This window comes from Pseudomonas wuhanensis (assembly GCF_030687395.1).
GTDB classification, from domain to species: domain Bacteria; phylum Pseudomonadota; class Gammaproteobacteria; order Pseudomonadales; family Pseudomonadaceae; genus Aquipseudomonas; species Aquipseudomonas wuhanensis.
This window is the reverse complement of record NZ_CP117430.1, coordinates 351,618-366,892: the sequence shown is the minus strand read 5'-3', so window position 1 is coordinate 366,892 and position 15,275 is coordinate 351,618. Positions and strand designations below refer to the sequence as shown.

Annotated in this window: 15 protein-coding genes; 6 read left to right on the top strand and 9 right to left on the bottom strand. The window is 60.1% G+C overall.

The window, feature by feature from the left end; genetic code table 11:
* Nucleotides 1-150: 150 nt before the first annotated feature.
* Together PSH88_RS01700 and PSH88_RS01695 are read right to left on the bottom strand one after the other, a co-directional pair.
* Nucleotides 151-816: a fumarylacetoacetate hydrolase family protein gene (locus tag PSH88_RS01700; RefSeq protein WP_305424649.1), complete on the bottom strand. Its 666-nt coding sequence runs from the start codon at nucleotides 814-816 to the stop codon at nucleotides 151-153.
* A gap of 37 nt (nucleotides 817-853) precedes the next feature.
* The gene (locus PSH88_RS01695; RefSeq protein WP_032835036.1) at nucleotides 854-2,248 is read right to left on the bottom strand and encodes an FAD-binding oxidoreductase; all 1,395 of its coding nucleotides are present in this window, start codon (nucleotides 2,246-2,248) and stop codon (nucleotides 854-856) included.
* 205 nt (nucleotides 2,249-2,453) lie between these two features.
* Here PSH88_RS01695 and serA point away from each other — a divergent pair, with 205 nt between their 5' ends.
* Entirely contained in the window at nucleotides 2,454-3,683 is a 1,230-nt protein-coding gene (gene serA / locus PSH88_RS01690; RefSeq protein ID WP_305424648.1) for a phosphoglycerate dehydrogenase, read from the top strand.
* Between the two features lie 63 nt (nucleotides 3,684-3,746).
* Here serA and PSH88_RS01685 read toward each other — a convergent pair whose 3' ends face one another.
* A complete protein-coding gene (locus PSH88_RS01685; RefSeq protein WP_305424647.1) occupies nucleotides 3,747-4,172 on the bottom strand; it encodes a DUF4399 domain-containing protein in 426 nt (141 codons plus the stop codon).
* Nucleotides 4,173-4,307: 135 nt separating this feature from the next.
* On the opposite strand from PSH88_RS01685, the gene PSH88_RS01680 reads away from it, so the two are divergent.
* Nucleotides 4,308-4,895, top strand: coding sequence for a transporter substrate-binding domain-containing protein (locus tag PSH88_RS01680; protein WP_305424646.1), 588 nt, complete (start codon nucleotides 4,308-4,310; stop codon nucleotides 4,893-4,895).
* Nucleotides 4,896-5,024: 129 nt separating this feature from the next.
* Here PSH88_RS01680 and PSH88_RS01675 read toward each other — a convergent pair whose 3' ends face one another.
* Both PSH88_RS01675 and PSH88_RS01670 read right to left on the bottom strand, forming a co-directional pair.
* Entirely contained in the window at nucleotides 5,025-5,510 is a 486-nt protein-coding gene (locus tag PSH88_RS01675; protein WP_305424645.1) for a 2-thiouracil desulfurase family protein, read from the bottom strand.
* A 2-nt stretch (nucleotides 5,511-5,512) separates the two neighbouring features.
* Nucleotides 5,513-6,145 (bottom strand): 2OG-Fe(II) oxygenase, encoded by a 633-nt coding sequence (locus tag PSH88_RS01670; RefSeq protein ID WP_305424644.1) that lies wholly within the window; start codon nucleotides 6,143-6,145, stop codon nucleotides 5,513-5,515.
* 133 nt (nucleotides 6,146-6,278) lie between these two features.
* Between PSH88_RS01670 and PSH88_RS01665 the strand changes: the two genes are divergently transcribed.
* Nucleotides 6,279-7,031 carry a DUF2059 domain-containing protein gene (locus PSH88_RS01665; RefSeq protein ID WP_305424642.1) on the top strand — a complete coding sequence of 251 codons (753 nt, stop codon included), beginning with the start codon at nucleotides 6,279-6,281 and terminating at the stop codon, nucleotides 7,029-7,031.
* Between the two features lie 129 nt (nucleotides 7,032-7,160).
* On the opposite strand, the gene bipL is transcribed toward PSH88_RS01665, so the two are convergent.
* Nucleotides 7,161-8,108: a phospholipase BipL gene (gene bipL / locus PSH88_RS01660; RefSeq protein WP_305424641.1), complete on the bottom strand. Its 948-nt coding sequence runs from the start codon at nucleotides 8,106-8,108 to the stop codon at nucleotides 7,161-7,163.
* A 97-nt stretch (nucleotides 8,109-8,205) separates the two neighbouring features.
* On the opposite strand from bipL, the gene PSH88_RS01655 reads away from it, so the two are divergent.
* Entirely contained in the window at nucleotides 8,206-8,784 is a 579-nt protein-coding gene (locus tag PSH88_RS01655) for a DUF6436 domain-containing protein (protein ID WP_305424639.1), read from the top strand.
* A gap of 103 nt (nucleotides 8,785-8,887) precedes the next feature.
* Nucleotides 8,888-11,299: a penicillin acylase family protein gene (locus tag PSH88_RS01650; protein ID WP_305424637.1), complete on the top strand. Its 2,412-nt coding sequence runs from the start codon at nucleotides 8,888-8,890 to the stop codon at nucleotides 11,297-11,299.
* A gap of 159 nt (nucleotides 11,300-11,458) precedes the next feature.
* On the opposite strand, the gene PSH88_RS01645 is transcribed toward PSH88_RS01650, so the two are convergent.
* Nucleotides 11,459-12,424, bottom strand: a complete 966-nt coding sequence (locus PSH88_RS01645) for a GlxA family transcriptional regulator (RefSeq protein WP_305424636.1) — start codon at nucleotides 12,422-12,424, stop codon at nucleotides 11,459-11,461.
* Nucleotides 12,425-12,763: 339 nt separating this feature from the next.
* On the opposite strand from PSH88_RS01645, the gene PSH88_RS01640 reads away from it, so the two are divergent.
* Complete coding sequence (locus PSH88_RS01640) at nucleotides 12,764-13,405, top strand: HD domain-containing protein (protein ID WP_305424635.1); 642 nt, start codon at nucleotides 12,764-12,766, stop codon at nucleotides 13,403-13,405.
* 78 nt (nucleotides 13,406-13,483) lie between these two features.
* Here PSH88_RS01640 and PSH88_RS01635 read toward each other — a convergent pair whose 3' ends face one another.
* Nucleotides 13,484-14,374 (bottom strand): ABC transporter permease subunit, encoded by an 891-nt coding sequence (locus tag PSH88_RS01635; RefSeq protein WP_007897694.1) that lies wholly within the window; start codon nucleotides 14,372-14,374, stop codon nucleotides 13,484-13,486.
* Nucleotides 14,371-15,252 carry an ABC transporter permease subunit gene (locus PSH88_RS01630; RefSeq protein ID WP_305483564.1) on the bottom strand — a complete coding sequence of 294 codons (882 nt, stop codon included), beginning with the start codon at nucleotides 15,250-15,252 and terminating at the stop codon, nucleotides 14,371-14,373. The genes PSH88_RS01635 and PSH88_RS01630 overlap by 4 nt, the downstream gene beginning before the upstream one ends.
* Between the last annotated feature and the right edge of the window lie 23 nt (nucleotides 15,253-15,275).

Below are 15,275 nucleotides of genomic sequence, written 5' to 3'. Positions count from 1 at the left end.
TGCCCTGTGTGGGCAGATGCAATTTGCGGGAAGGATTACAAACCAATGTGGGAGCGGGCTTGCTCGCGAATGCGGTGTGTCAGCCAACATTGATGTCGACTGACACTCCCTCTTCGCGAGCAAGCCCGCTCCCACAGGGTTATGTGTAAATCAGCGGACGCTGCTGGTGAAGCGGCTGGCGCCCGGCAATTCGAGCACCAGTTCGTCACCGACATTCAGCGGGCCAACGCCCACCGGCGTACCCGTAAGGATCACATCACCGGCCTGCAGCGAGAAGCAGCCGGCCATGTACTGGATCATCGGCACGATCGGATTGAGCATGTCCTTGCTGTTGCCATCCTGGCGGACTTCGCCATTGATGGTCAGGCGGATGCCAATGTCGGTCAGGTCGGCGAAGGTACTGCCCGCCACGAATGGCGCAATCACTGCCGCACCGTCGAAGCACTTGGCGATTTCCCACGGCAAGCCCTTGGCTTTAAGCTCGGCCTGTTTGTCGCGCAGGGTCAGGTCCAGGGCCGGGGCGATGCCGGAGATGGCATCCAGCACTTCTTCACGGCTGGGCTTGGTCGACAACGGCTTGCCGATCAGCACGGCGATTTCCGCTTCGTAATGCACCGAGCCACGCTCGGTCGGAATGCTGAAACCGCCTTCCAGCGGCACCACGCAACTGCCCGGCTTGATGAACAGCAGTGGCTCGGTAGGCACCGGGTTGTCCAGTTCCTTGGCGTGTTCGGCGTAGTTGCGGCCGATGCACACCACTTTCCCCAACGGGAAATGAATGCGCGTACCGTCGACATACTGGTGCTGATAGCTCATGGACCGACTCCTGGTTCGTAGCTCTTAAATTCAAAAGTCAAACAGCGAAAATCTTGCCCGGGTTCATGATGCCGTTGGGGTCGAACACCGCTTTGACGGCTTTCATGTACTCGATCTCAACCGGCGAGCGGCTGTAGGTCAAGTAGTCACGCTTGGTCATGCCCACGCCATGTTCGGCGGAAATCGAACCGTTGTATTTCTCGACGGTTTCGAACACCCACTTGTTGACGGTCGCGCACTTGGCGAAGAACTCGTCCTTGCTCAGGTTATCCGGCTTGAGGATGTTCAAGTGCAGATTGCCGTCGCCGATGTGGCCGAACCAGACGATTTCGAAATCCGGGTAATGTTCGCCGACGATTGCGTCGATTTCTTTCAGGAACCCCGGGACTTTCGACACAGTGACTGAAATGTCGTTTTTGTACGGCGTCCAGTGGGAAATGGTTTCGGAGATGTACTCGCGCAGCTTCCAGAGGTTCTGCAGCTGGGTTTCGCTCTGGCTCATCACGCCATCCAGCACCCAGCCCTGCTCGACGCAGTGCTCGAAGGTTTCCAGGGCGTGGTTGGCCACTTCTTCAGTGGTCGCTTCGAATTCCAGCAGTGCGTAGAACGGGCAATCGGATTCGAACGGCGCCGGCACATCGCCGCGGGCCATGACCTTGGCAAGAGCTTTGTCAGAGAAGAATTCGAACGCGGTCAGGTCAAGTTTGCTTTGGAATGCGTGCAATACCGGCATGATCGAATCGAAATCGGCGGTGCCGAGGACCATCGCGGTGAGGTTTTTCGGCGCACGGTCCAGACGCATGGTGGCCTCGACCACAAAGCCCAGCGTGCCTTCGGCGCCAATGAACAGCTGACGCAGGTCGTAGCCGGTGGCGTTCTTGATCAGGTCTTTGTTCAGTTCCAGCAGATCGCCCTTGCCGGTGACAACTTTCATGCCGGCGACCCAATTGCGGGTCATGCCGTAGCGAATCACCTTGATCCCGCCGGCATTGGTGCCGATATTGCCACCAATCTGACTGGAACCTGCCGATGCGAAATCCACCGGGTAATACAGCCCGTGCTCTTCGGCCTTGTTCTGCAATTGCTCGGTAACCACGCCTGGCTGGCAAACGGCCGTGCGGTCAGTCAGGTTCACGTCGAGAATCTGGTTCATGTAGTCGAAGGACACGACCACTTCGCCATTGGCTGCCACGGCCGCAGCGGAAAGCCCGGTACGACCACCGGAAGGCACCAGCGCCACCTTGTGTTCATTGGCCCAACGGACAATGGCCTGGACCTGCTCGGTGGTCTTGGGGAACACAATGGCCGTCGGGGCCGGGGCGAAATGCTTGGTCCAATCCTTGCCGTAAGCATTCAGGGAGTCGGCGTCGGTCAGCACCTTGCCAGGCTCAACCAGGGTCTTCAGCTCATCAATCAGCGCGGGATTGGTCATCGACAGAACTCTCGAACAATTCATGGTCATCCTGAGAACGCTTCACGTCGCAGGAATGAGTGTTTAGCGGGGTGCATATGCTAGCATACCGACCCCGCAGGATAGTGCCCAAAGGCTGTTCTGCGGCGACGGCTTTCTTGCCGTCCGGGTCAGCTCTGGCTGCTCCCTTCCTGCCATTTTTTCTCCGGGACACAGGTTTACGCAGATGAGCAAGACTTCTCTCGATAAGAGCAAGATCAAGTTCCTTCTTCTCGAAGGCGTCCACCAATCGGCTGTCGACGTCCTCAAGGCGGCGGGCTACACCAGCATCGAGTACCTCACAGGTTCTCTGCCGGAAGCCCAGTTGAAGGAAAAGATCGCTGATGCTCACTTCATCGGCATTCGCTCCCGCACTCAACTGACCGAAGAGATCTTCGATCACGCGAAGAAACTGGTGGCTGTCGGCTGTTTCTGCATCGGCACCAACCAGGTCGACCTCAACGCGGCTCGCGAACGCGGTATCGCGGTATTCAACGCCCCGTACTCCAACACTCGCTCCGTCGCCGAGCTGGTATTGGCCGAAGCGATCCTGTTGCTGCGCGGCATTCCTGAGAAGAACGCTTCCTGCCACCGTGGCGGCTGGATCAAAAGCGCTGCCAACTCCTTCGAGATCCGTGGCAAGAAGCTGGGCATCGTCGGTTACGGCTCGATCGGTACTCAGCTGTCGGTCCTGGCTGAAGGCCTGGGGATGCAGGTGTACTTCTACGACACCGTGACCAAGCTGCCACTGGGTAACGCCACCCAGGTCGGCAACCTGCATGAACTGCTGGGCATGTCCGACATCGTTACCCTGCACGTTCCGGAAACCGCTGCCACCCAGTGGATGATCGGCGAGAAGGAAATCCGCGCCATCAAGAAGGGCGGCATTCTGATCAACGCTGCTCGCGGCACTGTTGTCGAACTGGACGCCCTGGCAGACGCGATCAAGGACAAGCACTTGATCGGCGCGGCCATCGACGTATTCCCGGTGGAGCCGCGCTCCAACGAAGAAGAGTTCGAAAGCCCGCTGCGTGGCCTGGACAACGTGATCCTGACTCCGCACATCGGTGGTTCCACCGCTGAGGCGCAAGCCAACATCGGCCTGGAAGTGGCGGAAAAACTGGTCAAGTACAGCGACAACGGTACTTCGGTATCGTCCGTGAACTTCCCGGAAGTGGCGCTGCCGGCTCACCCTGGCAAGCACCGTCTGCTGCACATCCACGAGAACATTCCGGGTGTGATGAGCGAGATCAACAAGGTCTTCGCCGAAAACGGCATCAACATTTCCGGTCAGTTCCTGCAGACCAACGAGAAAGTCGGCTACGTCGTCATCGACGTCGATGCCGAGTACTCGGAAATGGCTCAAGAGAAGCTGCAGCACATCAAAGGCACCATTCGTTGCCGCGTGCTGTTCTGATAGTGACTTGAGTGACAAAAAAAGGAGACCTTCGGGTCTCCTTTTTCATGGGTGTGACGAATGTTACTTAACGTTGACGGTGATTTTTTCCGACACGATAGGCGGATCGAACGGCATGTGGCCGCTATCACCCAGCTCCAGCTGCAAGGTGTGTTTACCCGGCGTCAGCTTTACTTCAGCCTGGGTCTGCGCCTTGCCGAAGTGCAGGTGGTTGGCATCGTTGGGGATTGGTGCACCGGCGGCTGGCAGTTTATCGACATCGATCAGCAAGTGGTGATGGCCGGTGTTTTTGGTGACATCGCCCGCAGGCGCTAGCGCAATGTTCTTGACCGCGAACTTGACGACGACGGTTTGCGGAACCGTGGCTCCGTCCGCAGGAGAAACGATGGACACTTCTGCACCTTTGGGAGCCGGCGTAGCAGCCGTTGCCAGCATCGATGCACCCAGCAACAGGCCAGCCAGTGCTGCACGTGACATAAAGCTTTTCATTCTCTTCTCCAGTTTTTCCGTAAAATTCGCTCGACCGTGACAACTTAACGGCCATTCGTTGTCGAAGGCACACGACAACCATAGCAAAGCGAGCCTGAACAGCGCGTCGCAATAAATGAATTCAAAGGAGTGACCATGCGCTTTTTGCCTGGCCTGATCTGCCTGCTACCCCTTTTGAGCCCTTTGGCTCATGCCGAACTGATGGACGATGTAAACGACCGCGGCGAATTGCGCATTGCCCTTGAGGCTAATACGCCGCCCTTCAATTTCAAGGATGACGACAAACTGACCGGCTTCGAAGTCGAGTTGGGTCAATTGCTGGCCAATGAGCTGGATGTACGGGCTGACTTCGTCGTCACCGATTCCGGCGATCTGTTGACCGGCGTCGAAAGCGGCAAGTACGACGTCGCTATCAATCACATACCACTGACCGCGGACCTGAAGGATCGTTTCGACTTCAGCGAGCCTTACATTCACACCAATGCGCAATTGATCGCGCAGAAAGAAGAGCCGCCGCGCTCAATCCTGTTGGTCCAGTCGCTGACGGAGCAAAAACCGAAAACCGCCCCGGCTGTGGACCTGGCGATTCCATTTCAGAAAGGTAACCCGGCATTTCATGCCAGCCTCGAAAACGCCTTGCAGCGGATCAAGGCCGATGGCCGGCTGGAGACGCTGGAGCAGAAGTGGTTTGGGGCGGATGCGGGTGTGGCGCCGAAACCCTGATTTAAGGCTGACAAGTAACCCTGTGGGAGCGGGCTTGCCCGCGATGAGGCCATAACAGTCAATATTGATGTTGAATGGAAGACCGTCATCGCGGGCAAGCCCGCTCCCACAAGTTTGTTTCGTGGATTGTTAGTCGAGTATTGCCAGGGCCTGTGCAGCTTGCGGCAACTCCAGCTCGCTGAAGACTTGCACGCCATGGCGCTTGAGCAATGCCGCGGTAACCCCCTCACCGCTGACCTTCACACCACTGAACGTCCCGTCATAGGTCAACAGATTCCCGCATGACGGGCTGTTGGCCTTGAGCACGGCAATCCGGATGCCGTGCTGTTGCACCAGTTCCAGCGCCTGGTAAGCGCCCGAAAGAAACTCGGCACTGACGTCCTCGCCCTCGGTGGTGATGACCGATGCAAGGCCATCAAGCACTTCACCGCCCTGCCCGCCCGGAATCTCCGCCGCAGCCCTTGGCGTCGGTAAACCACCGGCGACTTCCGGGCACAACGGCACCACCCGGCCTTCGGCAATCCACTGGTCCAACAGATTGAATGGCCCACTGGCACCACCGTCGTAACGGACGCGGTGACCGAGCAAACAGCGGCTTACCAGAATCTTTTGCATGATCAGAACGGCTCGTTGCCACGACGGCGGAACCAGCCCGTCAACGACAGGCGATCTCGGGTCGCGGGCAGGACTTCGTGGGGGACTTCACCCGACAGGAACACCACCAGACATCCTCCGATGGGCACCACATCGTGTTCGACGCCTTCGTCGAGGTACATGCGCAGCTGGCCGCCATGCTCGGGCAGCCAGCCGTCATTGAGGTAGATCACCGCCGAGACCATGCGCCGGTCGTCATCGCGGAACCGGTCGACATGCTTGAGGTAGAAAGCACCGGGCGGGTACAGCGCGAAATGGCTCTCGAAATCTTCCAGGCCCAGAAACAAACTGCGATTCATCGTCTCACGCAGGCTGTTCATCAACCCCAGATAGCGGTCGCAAGCCTCGACCTGACCGGGTTCGAGCCACTGGATATGGTCACCGCGAATGCCCTCGCGGATCTCCGAAAACGGCCCGCGCCCCACGGCGGCGGGGGCAAGTTCGCCCTCGGCGGCACGTTTGCGGCACTCGGCCGCCAGCGCTCGGGTCAGATCCAGAGGCAGGAAAATATTCTGCTGCGACCAGCCGCGCTCAGCCAGGTCGTCGACGATACGTAACAGCAGCGGATGATCAGAGGATATTTGCATGGCGCGCATAGTATTCCTGTGCCCGCAAATCCGACAGAGCCGCGCAGCGGAGGATTGGTCGGATAAGGCACGCAACCTGATACGAATTCTCGACAAGTACGGATGCCGCACGGAGAATAGTCGCCTGCTGACAGGAGTCCCTATGCGTCGCTTGCTTTTCTCACTGTTGATGTTCTGCGTTTTGCCCGCCTGGGCGGACGGCCACGACCAGTTGTACAAGGTCGCCGGTTGGCCAGAACAACGCGCGCATTTCAACGATGCTCTCTCGGCTGCTCAGCAGCGTTACCAGAACAGCCTGCCACCAGCGGTGTTTCAGGCCTTGGTCAACAACAGCAATCAGCGCTTTGCGCCCAAAGCCATGGATCAGCGTGCCGAAGCGCAGCTGCGCAAAAAACTTGCCGACCCGAAACCTGCATTGACCTTCTTTCAATCGCCCCTGGGCAAGAAAATCGTCGCCGCCGAACTGCTGGCGACCCGTCGCGATCAATTGGCGAAAAACGCCAAGGGCTTGCCGAAAATGCAGGCCAGCGATACCCGTCAACTCATCATCGGCCACCTGGCCCAGGCCCTGCCCGCCCGCGAGGCCGGCGCTGAAGTCAGCCTGGCAATTGCGGGCGTGGCGGCCGACAGCCTGAGCTCGATGATCCCCGGCCTGCTCGGTGGCGGTCAGGCTCAAGGCATGTTGAACGGTCAGCGCCAGCGCCTGATGGAGCAGATCGGCGCTGACCTGAACAACACGCTGCTGTATGTCTATCGCGACCTGTCGGATGAAGAGCTGGAAGAGTTCGCGACCTTTGCCGAGTCCACTGAAGGCCAGGCTTACTACCAAGCGGCATTGGCGGCGATTCGGGCGGGGTTGGCGGTGGGGCAGAGTACGTCGAGCCTTGCCCAGTAGTTTTTCGGTGTCCGCCAGATCCCCATCGCGGGCAAGCCCGCTCCCACAGGTTTTGTACTGGTCACAAAATGGGGAACTTGCACAGATACTGTGGGAGCGGGCTTGCCCGCGATGAGACCCTGACTACCACTAAAGATTTCGCCCCTTGATCCGCTTGCTCAAAAACCCGAAATACTCCTGCCGCAACCCCGGTGTCTCATTCGCCAGATGATGCCGCGCCTCAGGCAACATCAATACCTGAGGCCGATCGAACTTGCCCCGCAATACGTCAAGGTTGTGCTGCCAGTCCACGGTCATGTCCGCCTGCCCCTGCACAATCAGCGGCCGCCGAGGGCTGCTCGGTGCCGCTTCGATACGCTTGATCCACCGCCCCAGCGCACCGACCCAAGCCGTTGGCAGGCGTAGCGGTTGCAACGGATCGGCTTGCAGGAACGCCAGGAAGTCAGGGTCGTTGGAGTTCTCGCTGAAACGCCGGGCGATGCCTTTGACGAACGGCTTGAGCAGGTAATAACTGAGCTGCGACCAACCCCAGGCTCGCGGCCGCACCAGTGGCGACAACAGAATCACTTGCCCTTGGGCGGGACTGTTCGCGCCCTGATTGAGCACATGATCGATCACGATCGCCCCACCAGTGCTTTGCCCGCACAGGTGCCAGGGCTGCGGAAGGCCCAGCGATTGCGCCTCGGCCAATAGCCCTTGCAGGGTGTTCTGATACTCGGCGAAATCCTTGATGCTCGCTCGTTCGCCACTGGACAGGCCATGCCCCGGCAGGTCACAGGCGATCACCGCAAAACCCTGGTCCAGCGCCCATTCGATCACATGCCGGTAGAGCCCGGTGTGATCGTAGAAACCGTGAAACAGAAACAGCGTCGCCTTCGCCCGCTCGGGCCACCAGAGCTGGCTGACCACTTCATAGCCATCGACCTCGAAACGCCCCAGGCCACTGCGCAAGGGTCGCTGGGGAAAATCCAGCCCATAAAAATGCTGATAGGCCATGGCCTCCGTCGACAGCGGCTGCCACTCGGCCAATGGCCGCAGGCTGGCACGCAAATGATCGGGGGCGAAAGTGGCGGACATGGGCTATTCCAGAGCGCGAAACGGACTTTATGGGCCTGCGATATTCATCTGTCGCGGCAAGCATGGCAAGCTAGCCGACCTTCGAGGATTGAAACTCATGCGTCCGGCCTACCGCACCACACTGCTTGCCAGCCTGCTCGCCCTTGTGTGCGCCGGCGTGCTGTGGGCCGCCTATGACTGGTTTCAGGGGCGCTACTTGCGCGCCTTCAGTTCGCACACAGCAGTGTTCTCCGGCGACCCGTTGCGCCTTCCGGACGAACTTGCCGGCCCCGGCGCCATTCGCCTGGTGCACTTCTGGGACCCGGCCTGCCCGTGCAATGTCGGCAACCAACAACACCTGACCGAACTGGTTGAGCAGTATCTACCGCAGGGCGTCGAGTTCTATGCGGTCCAAAAGCCCGGCAGCCACGGTCAATTGCCCAGCACGTTGAGTCGCCTTAAAACCATTACTGTCCTGCCAGGTTCCGAACAGATCCCCGCCAGCCCGGCGGTGGCGATCTGGGACCGCAGTGGCCGGCTGGCGTATTTCGGTCCTTACAGCGAAGGCCTGACCTGCAATTCGAGCAACAGCTTTATCGAGCCTATTCTGCAAGCGCTGAATGAAGGCCGGGCGGTGAACGCCACCCACACGCTGGCGGTGGGTTGCTACTGCCCGTGGCCTGCTGAGGGGAAGTAAGGCATTCCCGACTTTTCCAGGACCGCAATGCCCGGCACAGGAGGTCTGTGCTACACGTTTGCAGCCCACACGGGCGGCAATCCCGAAAGAACAAGGAGTCTGCATGAAACGCGCCCTCACCGTACTTGCCTTGCTGATCGTCGTACTCGTCGCCGGGGGCGGCTGGTATGTGTACAGCAAGCAACCGACGCGCCAGGGCCAGGTGGAGTTGCAGCACCTGCAAGGTTCGGTGACCGTGCGCTACGACGTGCGCGGCGTGCCGCACATTCGTGCCGAAAACGAAACCGACCTCTACCGTGCCCTCGGCTATGTGCATGCCCAGGACCGCCTGTTCCAGATGGAAGCCATGCGACGCCTGGCCCGTGGTGAGCTGGCCGAAGTCCTCGGCCCGAAACTGATCGACACCGACAAACTGTTTCGCAGCCTGCGCATCCGCGAACGGGCTGAAAGCTACGTGGCGGCGCTGGATCGTCAGTCGCCGGCGTGGAAGGCTCTGCAAGCCTATCTGGATGGCATCAATCAATATCAGGACAGCCACGCTGCGCCGATAGAGTTCGACGTGCTGGGGATCCCCAAGCGCCCTTTCACCGCCGAAGACAGCATCAGCATCGCCGGCTACATGGCCTACAGCTTTGCCGCGGCGTTTCGCACCGAACCGTTGCTGACTTACGTGCGTGACCAACTGGGCGCCGAGTACCTGAACATCTTCGACCTCGACTGGCAGCCCAAGGGCGTGCTGGCCAAAGGGCGCGCCAACCCTGCGCCGGCCCTCACCGCCAATGACTGGAAGGATCTGAACGCCCTCGCCCGCTTGAGTGAGCAGGCGCTGGCCGACAATGGCCTGCCGCAATTCGAAGGCAGCAATGCCTGGGTGATTTCCGGCAACCGCAGCAAAAGCGGCAAACCGCTGCTGGCCGGTGACCCGCACATCCGCTTCTCGGTGCCGTCGGTGTGGTACGAAGCGCACCTGTCAGCGCCGGGTTTCGAGCTCTATGGCTACCATCAGGCGCTGGTACCGTTTGCGTTTCTTGGCCACAACCTGGACTTCGGCTGGAGCCTGACGATGTTCCAGAACGACGATCTGGACCTGATCGCCGAGAAGGTCAACCCGGACAACCCGAACCAGGTCTGGTATCGCGGCCAGTGGGTCGACATGGTCAACACCGAACAACAGATCGCGGTCAAAGGCCAGTCACCGGTCACCCTGACCCTGCGCCAGTCGCCCCACGGCCCGATCATCAACGATGCGCTCGGCACCGCCGCCGGCAAGACGCCGGTTGCCATGTGGTGGGCCTTCCTCGAGACGCCGAATCCGATCCTCGACGGCTTCTACCAGCTCAACCGCGCCGACACCCTGGCCAAGGCCCGCGCCGCGTCGGCCAAGGTTCAGGCACCGGGGCTGAACATCGTCTACGCCAACGCCAAGGGCGACATCGGTTGGTGGGCCTCGGCGCTGCTGCCCAAGCGCCCGGCCGGGGTGAAGCCCGGGTTCATCCTCGACGGCAGCACCCCTCAGGCAGACAAGGAAGGTTTTTACCCGTTCAGCGCCAACCCACAGGAAGAGAACCCGGCGCGGGGCTATATCGTCTCGGCTAACTTCCAGCCGGTGTCGCCGACCGGCATGGAAATTCCCGGTTACTACAACCTCGCTGATCGCGGTCAGCAGCTCAATCGTCAACTCAGTGACAAGAACGTGAAGTGGGACAACGATTCCAACCAGAAGCTGCAACTGGGCACCACCACCGACTACGGTCCGCGTTTGCTGGCGCCGTTGCTACCGGTACTGCGTGAAGTGGTGAGCGATCCCGCCGAGCTCAAACGGGTGGAGCAACTGGCACAGTGGAGCGGCGATTACCCGCTGGACTCCATCAGCGCCACGCTGTTTAACCAGTTTCTGTTCAACCTCACCGACGCGGCACTGCGCGATGAACTGGGCAATGACTTCTTCGAAACGCTGCTCCCGACCCGGGTGATCGATGCCGCACTGCCGCGTCTGGCGGCCTCCGCCGATTCACCGTGGTGGGACAACCGCAACACCCCCGGCAAGGAAACCCGCGCCGATACGGTCAAGGTGGCCTGGCAAGCGAGCATGGCTCACCTCAAAATCACCCTGGGCGCCGATTCCACACAATGGCAGTGGGGCAAGGCGCACACCTTGACTCACGGCCATCCGCTAGGGATGCAGAAACCGCTGGAGCGGATCTTCAACGTCGGCCCGTTCGCGGCGCCCGGCACCCACGAAGTGCCGAACAACCTCTCGGCCAAGATCGGCCCTGCGCCGTGGCCCGTGACCTACGGCCCGTCGACGCGGCGGCTGATCGACTTCGCCGACCCGGCCCACAGCCTGACCATCAACCCGGTCGGCCAGAGCGGCGTGCCGTTCGACAGCCACTATGCCGATCAGGCCGAGGCGTATATCGAAGGGGTTTACTACCAGGCGCATTTCAATGATGAAGAAGTGACAGCCAATACCCGTAGTACGTTGAAGCTGTTGCCAGCGCGTTCAGGGCAATAGATTTCTGTTGGTTGAACTGACGTCATCGCGGGCAAGTCGGACCGCCGCACCGCCGCTCCCACAGGTTTTGTGTTGATCACACGATTGTTGCTTCACACCGATCACTGTGGGAGCGGGCTTGCCCGCGAAGAGGCCCACAAAAACAACCCAAATCCTGGCTCAAACCATCGCCGCAAAATTCAACCTGAACTGCTGCGGCGTCACCCCCAGCCTGCGGTTGAACACACTGCGCATGTGCTGGGCATCGCGAAACCCGCACTGGTACGCCACGGTTTTCAGCGGCGCATGGGTGCTTTCGAGCATCACCCGCGCTGCGTCCACCCTCGCCCGTTCGACGAATTCCGCCGGGGTGATTTTCGCCTCCTTGGCGAACACCCGGGAAAAGTTGCGCGTGCTCATGTTGGCGGCGTTGGCCAGATCAGCAATGGTCAGGTCGCCATTGAGGTTGGCCAACACATAGAGCTGGACCAACGCTACCGCCGAAGTCGGTTCGGCATGGGGCGTGAGGAACGGACTGAACTGCGATTGCCCGCCCGAGCGCTGGGTGAACACCACCAGCCGCTTGGCCACGCTGAGTGCCACGTCCGGCCCGTGATCCCGGGCCAGCAGATACAGCGACAGATCGATTCCCGCCGTGACCCCGGCCGAGGTGTAAAGCTCGCCATCCTGCACGTACAAACGATCAGCCTCGACCTGAGTCGACGGGCACAACTGCGCCAGCGCCGCGGCGTCGCCCCAATGAGTGGTGACGGTTCGCCCGTCGAGCAATCCGGCCCGGGCGAGCATGAAGGCGCCGTTGCAGATCGAACCAAACCGTTGCGCCAACGCACAGGCATCACGCAACCAGGCATCGAACGCCGCGCCAAAATTCAGGAACGGCAACTGCGGCCCACCCGCCACCAACAGCAGGTCATAAGCCTCCAGTGCTTCACTGAAATGCCGATGGGCATTGAGCGATAAACCGTTGGAACACACCATCACCCCATGCTCGATACCGATCACCTCCAGCCGATAGTGATCCTCCGGGGCCAGGAAACGATTGGCTTCGGAAAACACATCCATGGGGCCGGTGACGTCGAGCGACTGGACGCCTGGGAACACCACGATGGCAATGGTTTTACTCATGGTACGAAACGCCTCTAAGGATCACGCATACCTGTGGCGAGGGAGCTTGCTCCCGCTCGACTGCGCAGCAGTCGCAAAACCGTCGGACGCGGTGTGCCTGACATAATTCGATTGCAGATTTTAGGGCCGCTTCGCAGCCCAGCGGGAGCAAGCTCCCTCGCCACAAAAAGCTCACTGGCTGCGACTCACCGTAGCCAATCCGCGCCCAACAAGCGAGGTTGGCGCGATATGCAGGCTCATTGGCCGGGATCGCAGCCATGGATCGATTGTCCGGTTTCGGCTGCGCGAACAGACTGACCCCATCAGCGCCGCCACGGCGTTCCCCATGAGGAAAGCACCATGAGCAGCATCATCGCCGGTATCAAAATCCCCGACAGCGCGCTGGCCATGGCCACCACTGAATACATTCGCGACGTCGAGTCCGATCTGCTGTTCCACCACTCACGCCGGGTGTTTCTGTTCGGTGCCTTGAGCGGTGAGCGCAAGCAGTTGGCCTACGACCCGGAGCTGCTGTACGTCGGCGCGATGTTCCATGATTTGGGTCTGGTAGAAGGTCACCGCAGCGATGACGAACGCTTCGAAGTCGACAGTGCCAACGCAGCCAAAGCGTTCCTCAAACCCTACGGTTTGTCTGACGACGATATCGAACAGGTGTGGTTGTCGATTGCCCTGCACACCACACCGGGCGTGCCGCAACACTTGCGTCCCAACGTGGCGCTGGTGACGGCCGGCGTCGAGATGGATGTGCTGGGCATCGACTACGCGGCGTTTTCCACTGTGCAGCGTGAAGCAGTGGTGCATGCGCATCCACGGGGTGAAGGGTTCAAGGAGTGCATTCTGTGTGCGTTCGCCAACGGCTTCAAACATAAGCCGGACAGCACGTTTGGCACCGTGAACGCGGATGTACTGGTGGACAGCGAGCCGGGCTTCAAGCCGATGAACTTCGTCGAGATCATCCGCAAATCACCTTGGATTTCCTAAAAACCTGTGGGAGCGGGCAAGCCCGCTCCCACAGGGATTTGGGTTGGCCACGCAACGGTGGTCAACCCGGCATCAGGCTCAAGCCGCTTCCGGCGCCTGCGCCCGGCGCACGTCCGGTTGTTTCCAGGAATCGGCGGCGCCTTCTTCGATGGCCTGCTGAATCGCACGCTTGCGAATCTCTTCGGCACGACGGCTGAAGTACCAGACCAGGAACGTCACCAGCGACACCGCCAGTAGAATCAGGCTGGCCACGGCGTTGATCTCGGGCTTCACGCCCAGGCGCACCGCCGAGAACACTTCCATCGGCAGGGTCGTGGAACCCGGACCGGACACGAAGCTCGCCAGCACCAGGTCATCCAGCGACAAGGCAAACGACATCATCCCGCCCGCCGCCAGCGACGGCGCGATCATCGGGATGGTGATCAGGAAGAACACCTTCCACGGCCGCGCGCCCAGATCCATGGCCGCCTCTTCGATCGACAGGTCCAGTTCACGCAAGCGCGCCGACACCACCACCGCCACATACGCGGCACAGAACGTGGTGTGGGCGATCCAGATGGTGACGATGCCGCGTTCCTGTGGCCAGCCGATCATCTGCGCCATGGCCACGAACAGCAGCAACAACGACAGACCGGTGATCACTTCCGGCATCACCAGCGGCGCAGTAACCAGGCCACCGAACAGCGTGCGGCCCTTGAAGTGGGTGATACGGGTCAGCACGAATGCCGCCAGCGTCCCCAGTGCCACTGCGGCAATCGCCGTGTAACAGGCGATTTCCAGCGAGCGCACCACCGAGCCCATCAGTTGGGTGTTGTCCATCAACCCCACGTACCACTTGATCGACCAGCCGCCCCACACCGTCACCAGTTTCGAGGCGTTGAACGAGTAGATCACCAGGATCAGCATCGGCGCGTAGATGAACAGCAAACCCGCTACCAGCATGAAACTTGAGAAACGGAAGCGCTTCATTCCTTGCCCTCCATTTCTTTGGCCTGACTACGGTTGAACAGGATGATCGGCACAATCAGGATCGCCAGCATCACCACCGCAAGCGCTGATGCCACCGGCCAGTCACGGTTGTTGAAGAATTCTTGCCAGAGCACTTTACCGATCATCAGGGTTTCTGGACCACCGAGCAGTTCCGGGATCACGAACTCACCCACCACCGGGATGAACACCAGCATGCAGCCTGCGATGATGCCGTTTTTCGACAGCGGCACGGTGATCTTCCAGAAACTGTTGAAGGTGCTCGAACCAAGGTCCGACGCGGCTTCCAGCAGGCTGGTGTCGTGTTTGACCAGGTTGGCGTAGAGCGGCAGGATCATGAACGGCAGATAGGAGTAAACGACCCCGATATAGACCGCCAGGTTGGTATTGAGGATCTGCAGCGGCTCGTCGATCCAGCCCATGGTCATCAGAAAACCATTGAGCAGGCCGTTGTTGCTGAGGATGCCCATCCACGCGTAAACGCGGATCAGGATTGCGGTCCAGGTCGGCATCATGATCAGCAGCACCAGCACCGTTTGCAGCTCTTTGCGGGCGGTGGCAATGGCGTAGGCCATCGGGTAGCCGATCAGCAAACAGAGGACGGTGCTGATCAGCGCCATCTTCAGCGAACCGAGATAAGCGGCGATGTACAACTCGTCGTCGCCGAGCATCGCGTAGTTGCTCAGGTTAAGCAGCACCTGGAGCTTCTGGTCGATGAAGCTGTAGATTTCGGTGTACGGCGGAATGGCCACGTCGGCTTCGGCGAAGCTGATCTTCAATACGATGAAGAACGGCAGCATGAAGAACAGGAACAGCCAGATGAACGGAACCCCGATGACCAGCTGACGGCCACCGGGAATTATTCGATTGAGCCTGCGTTTGA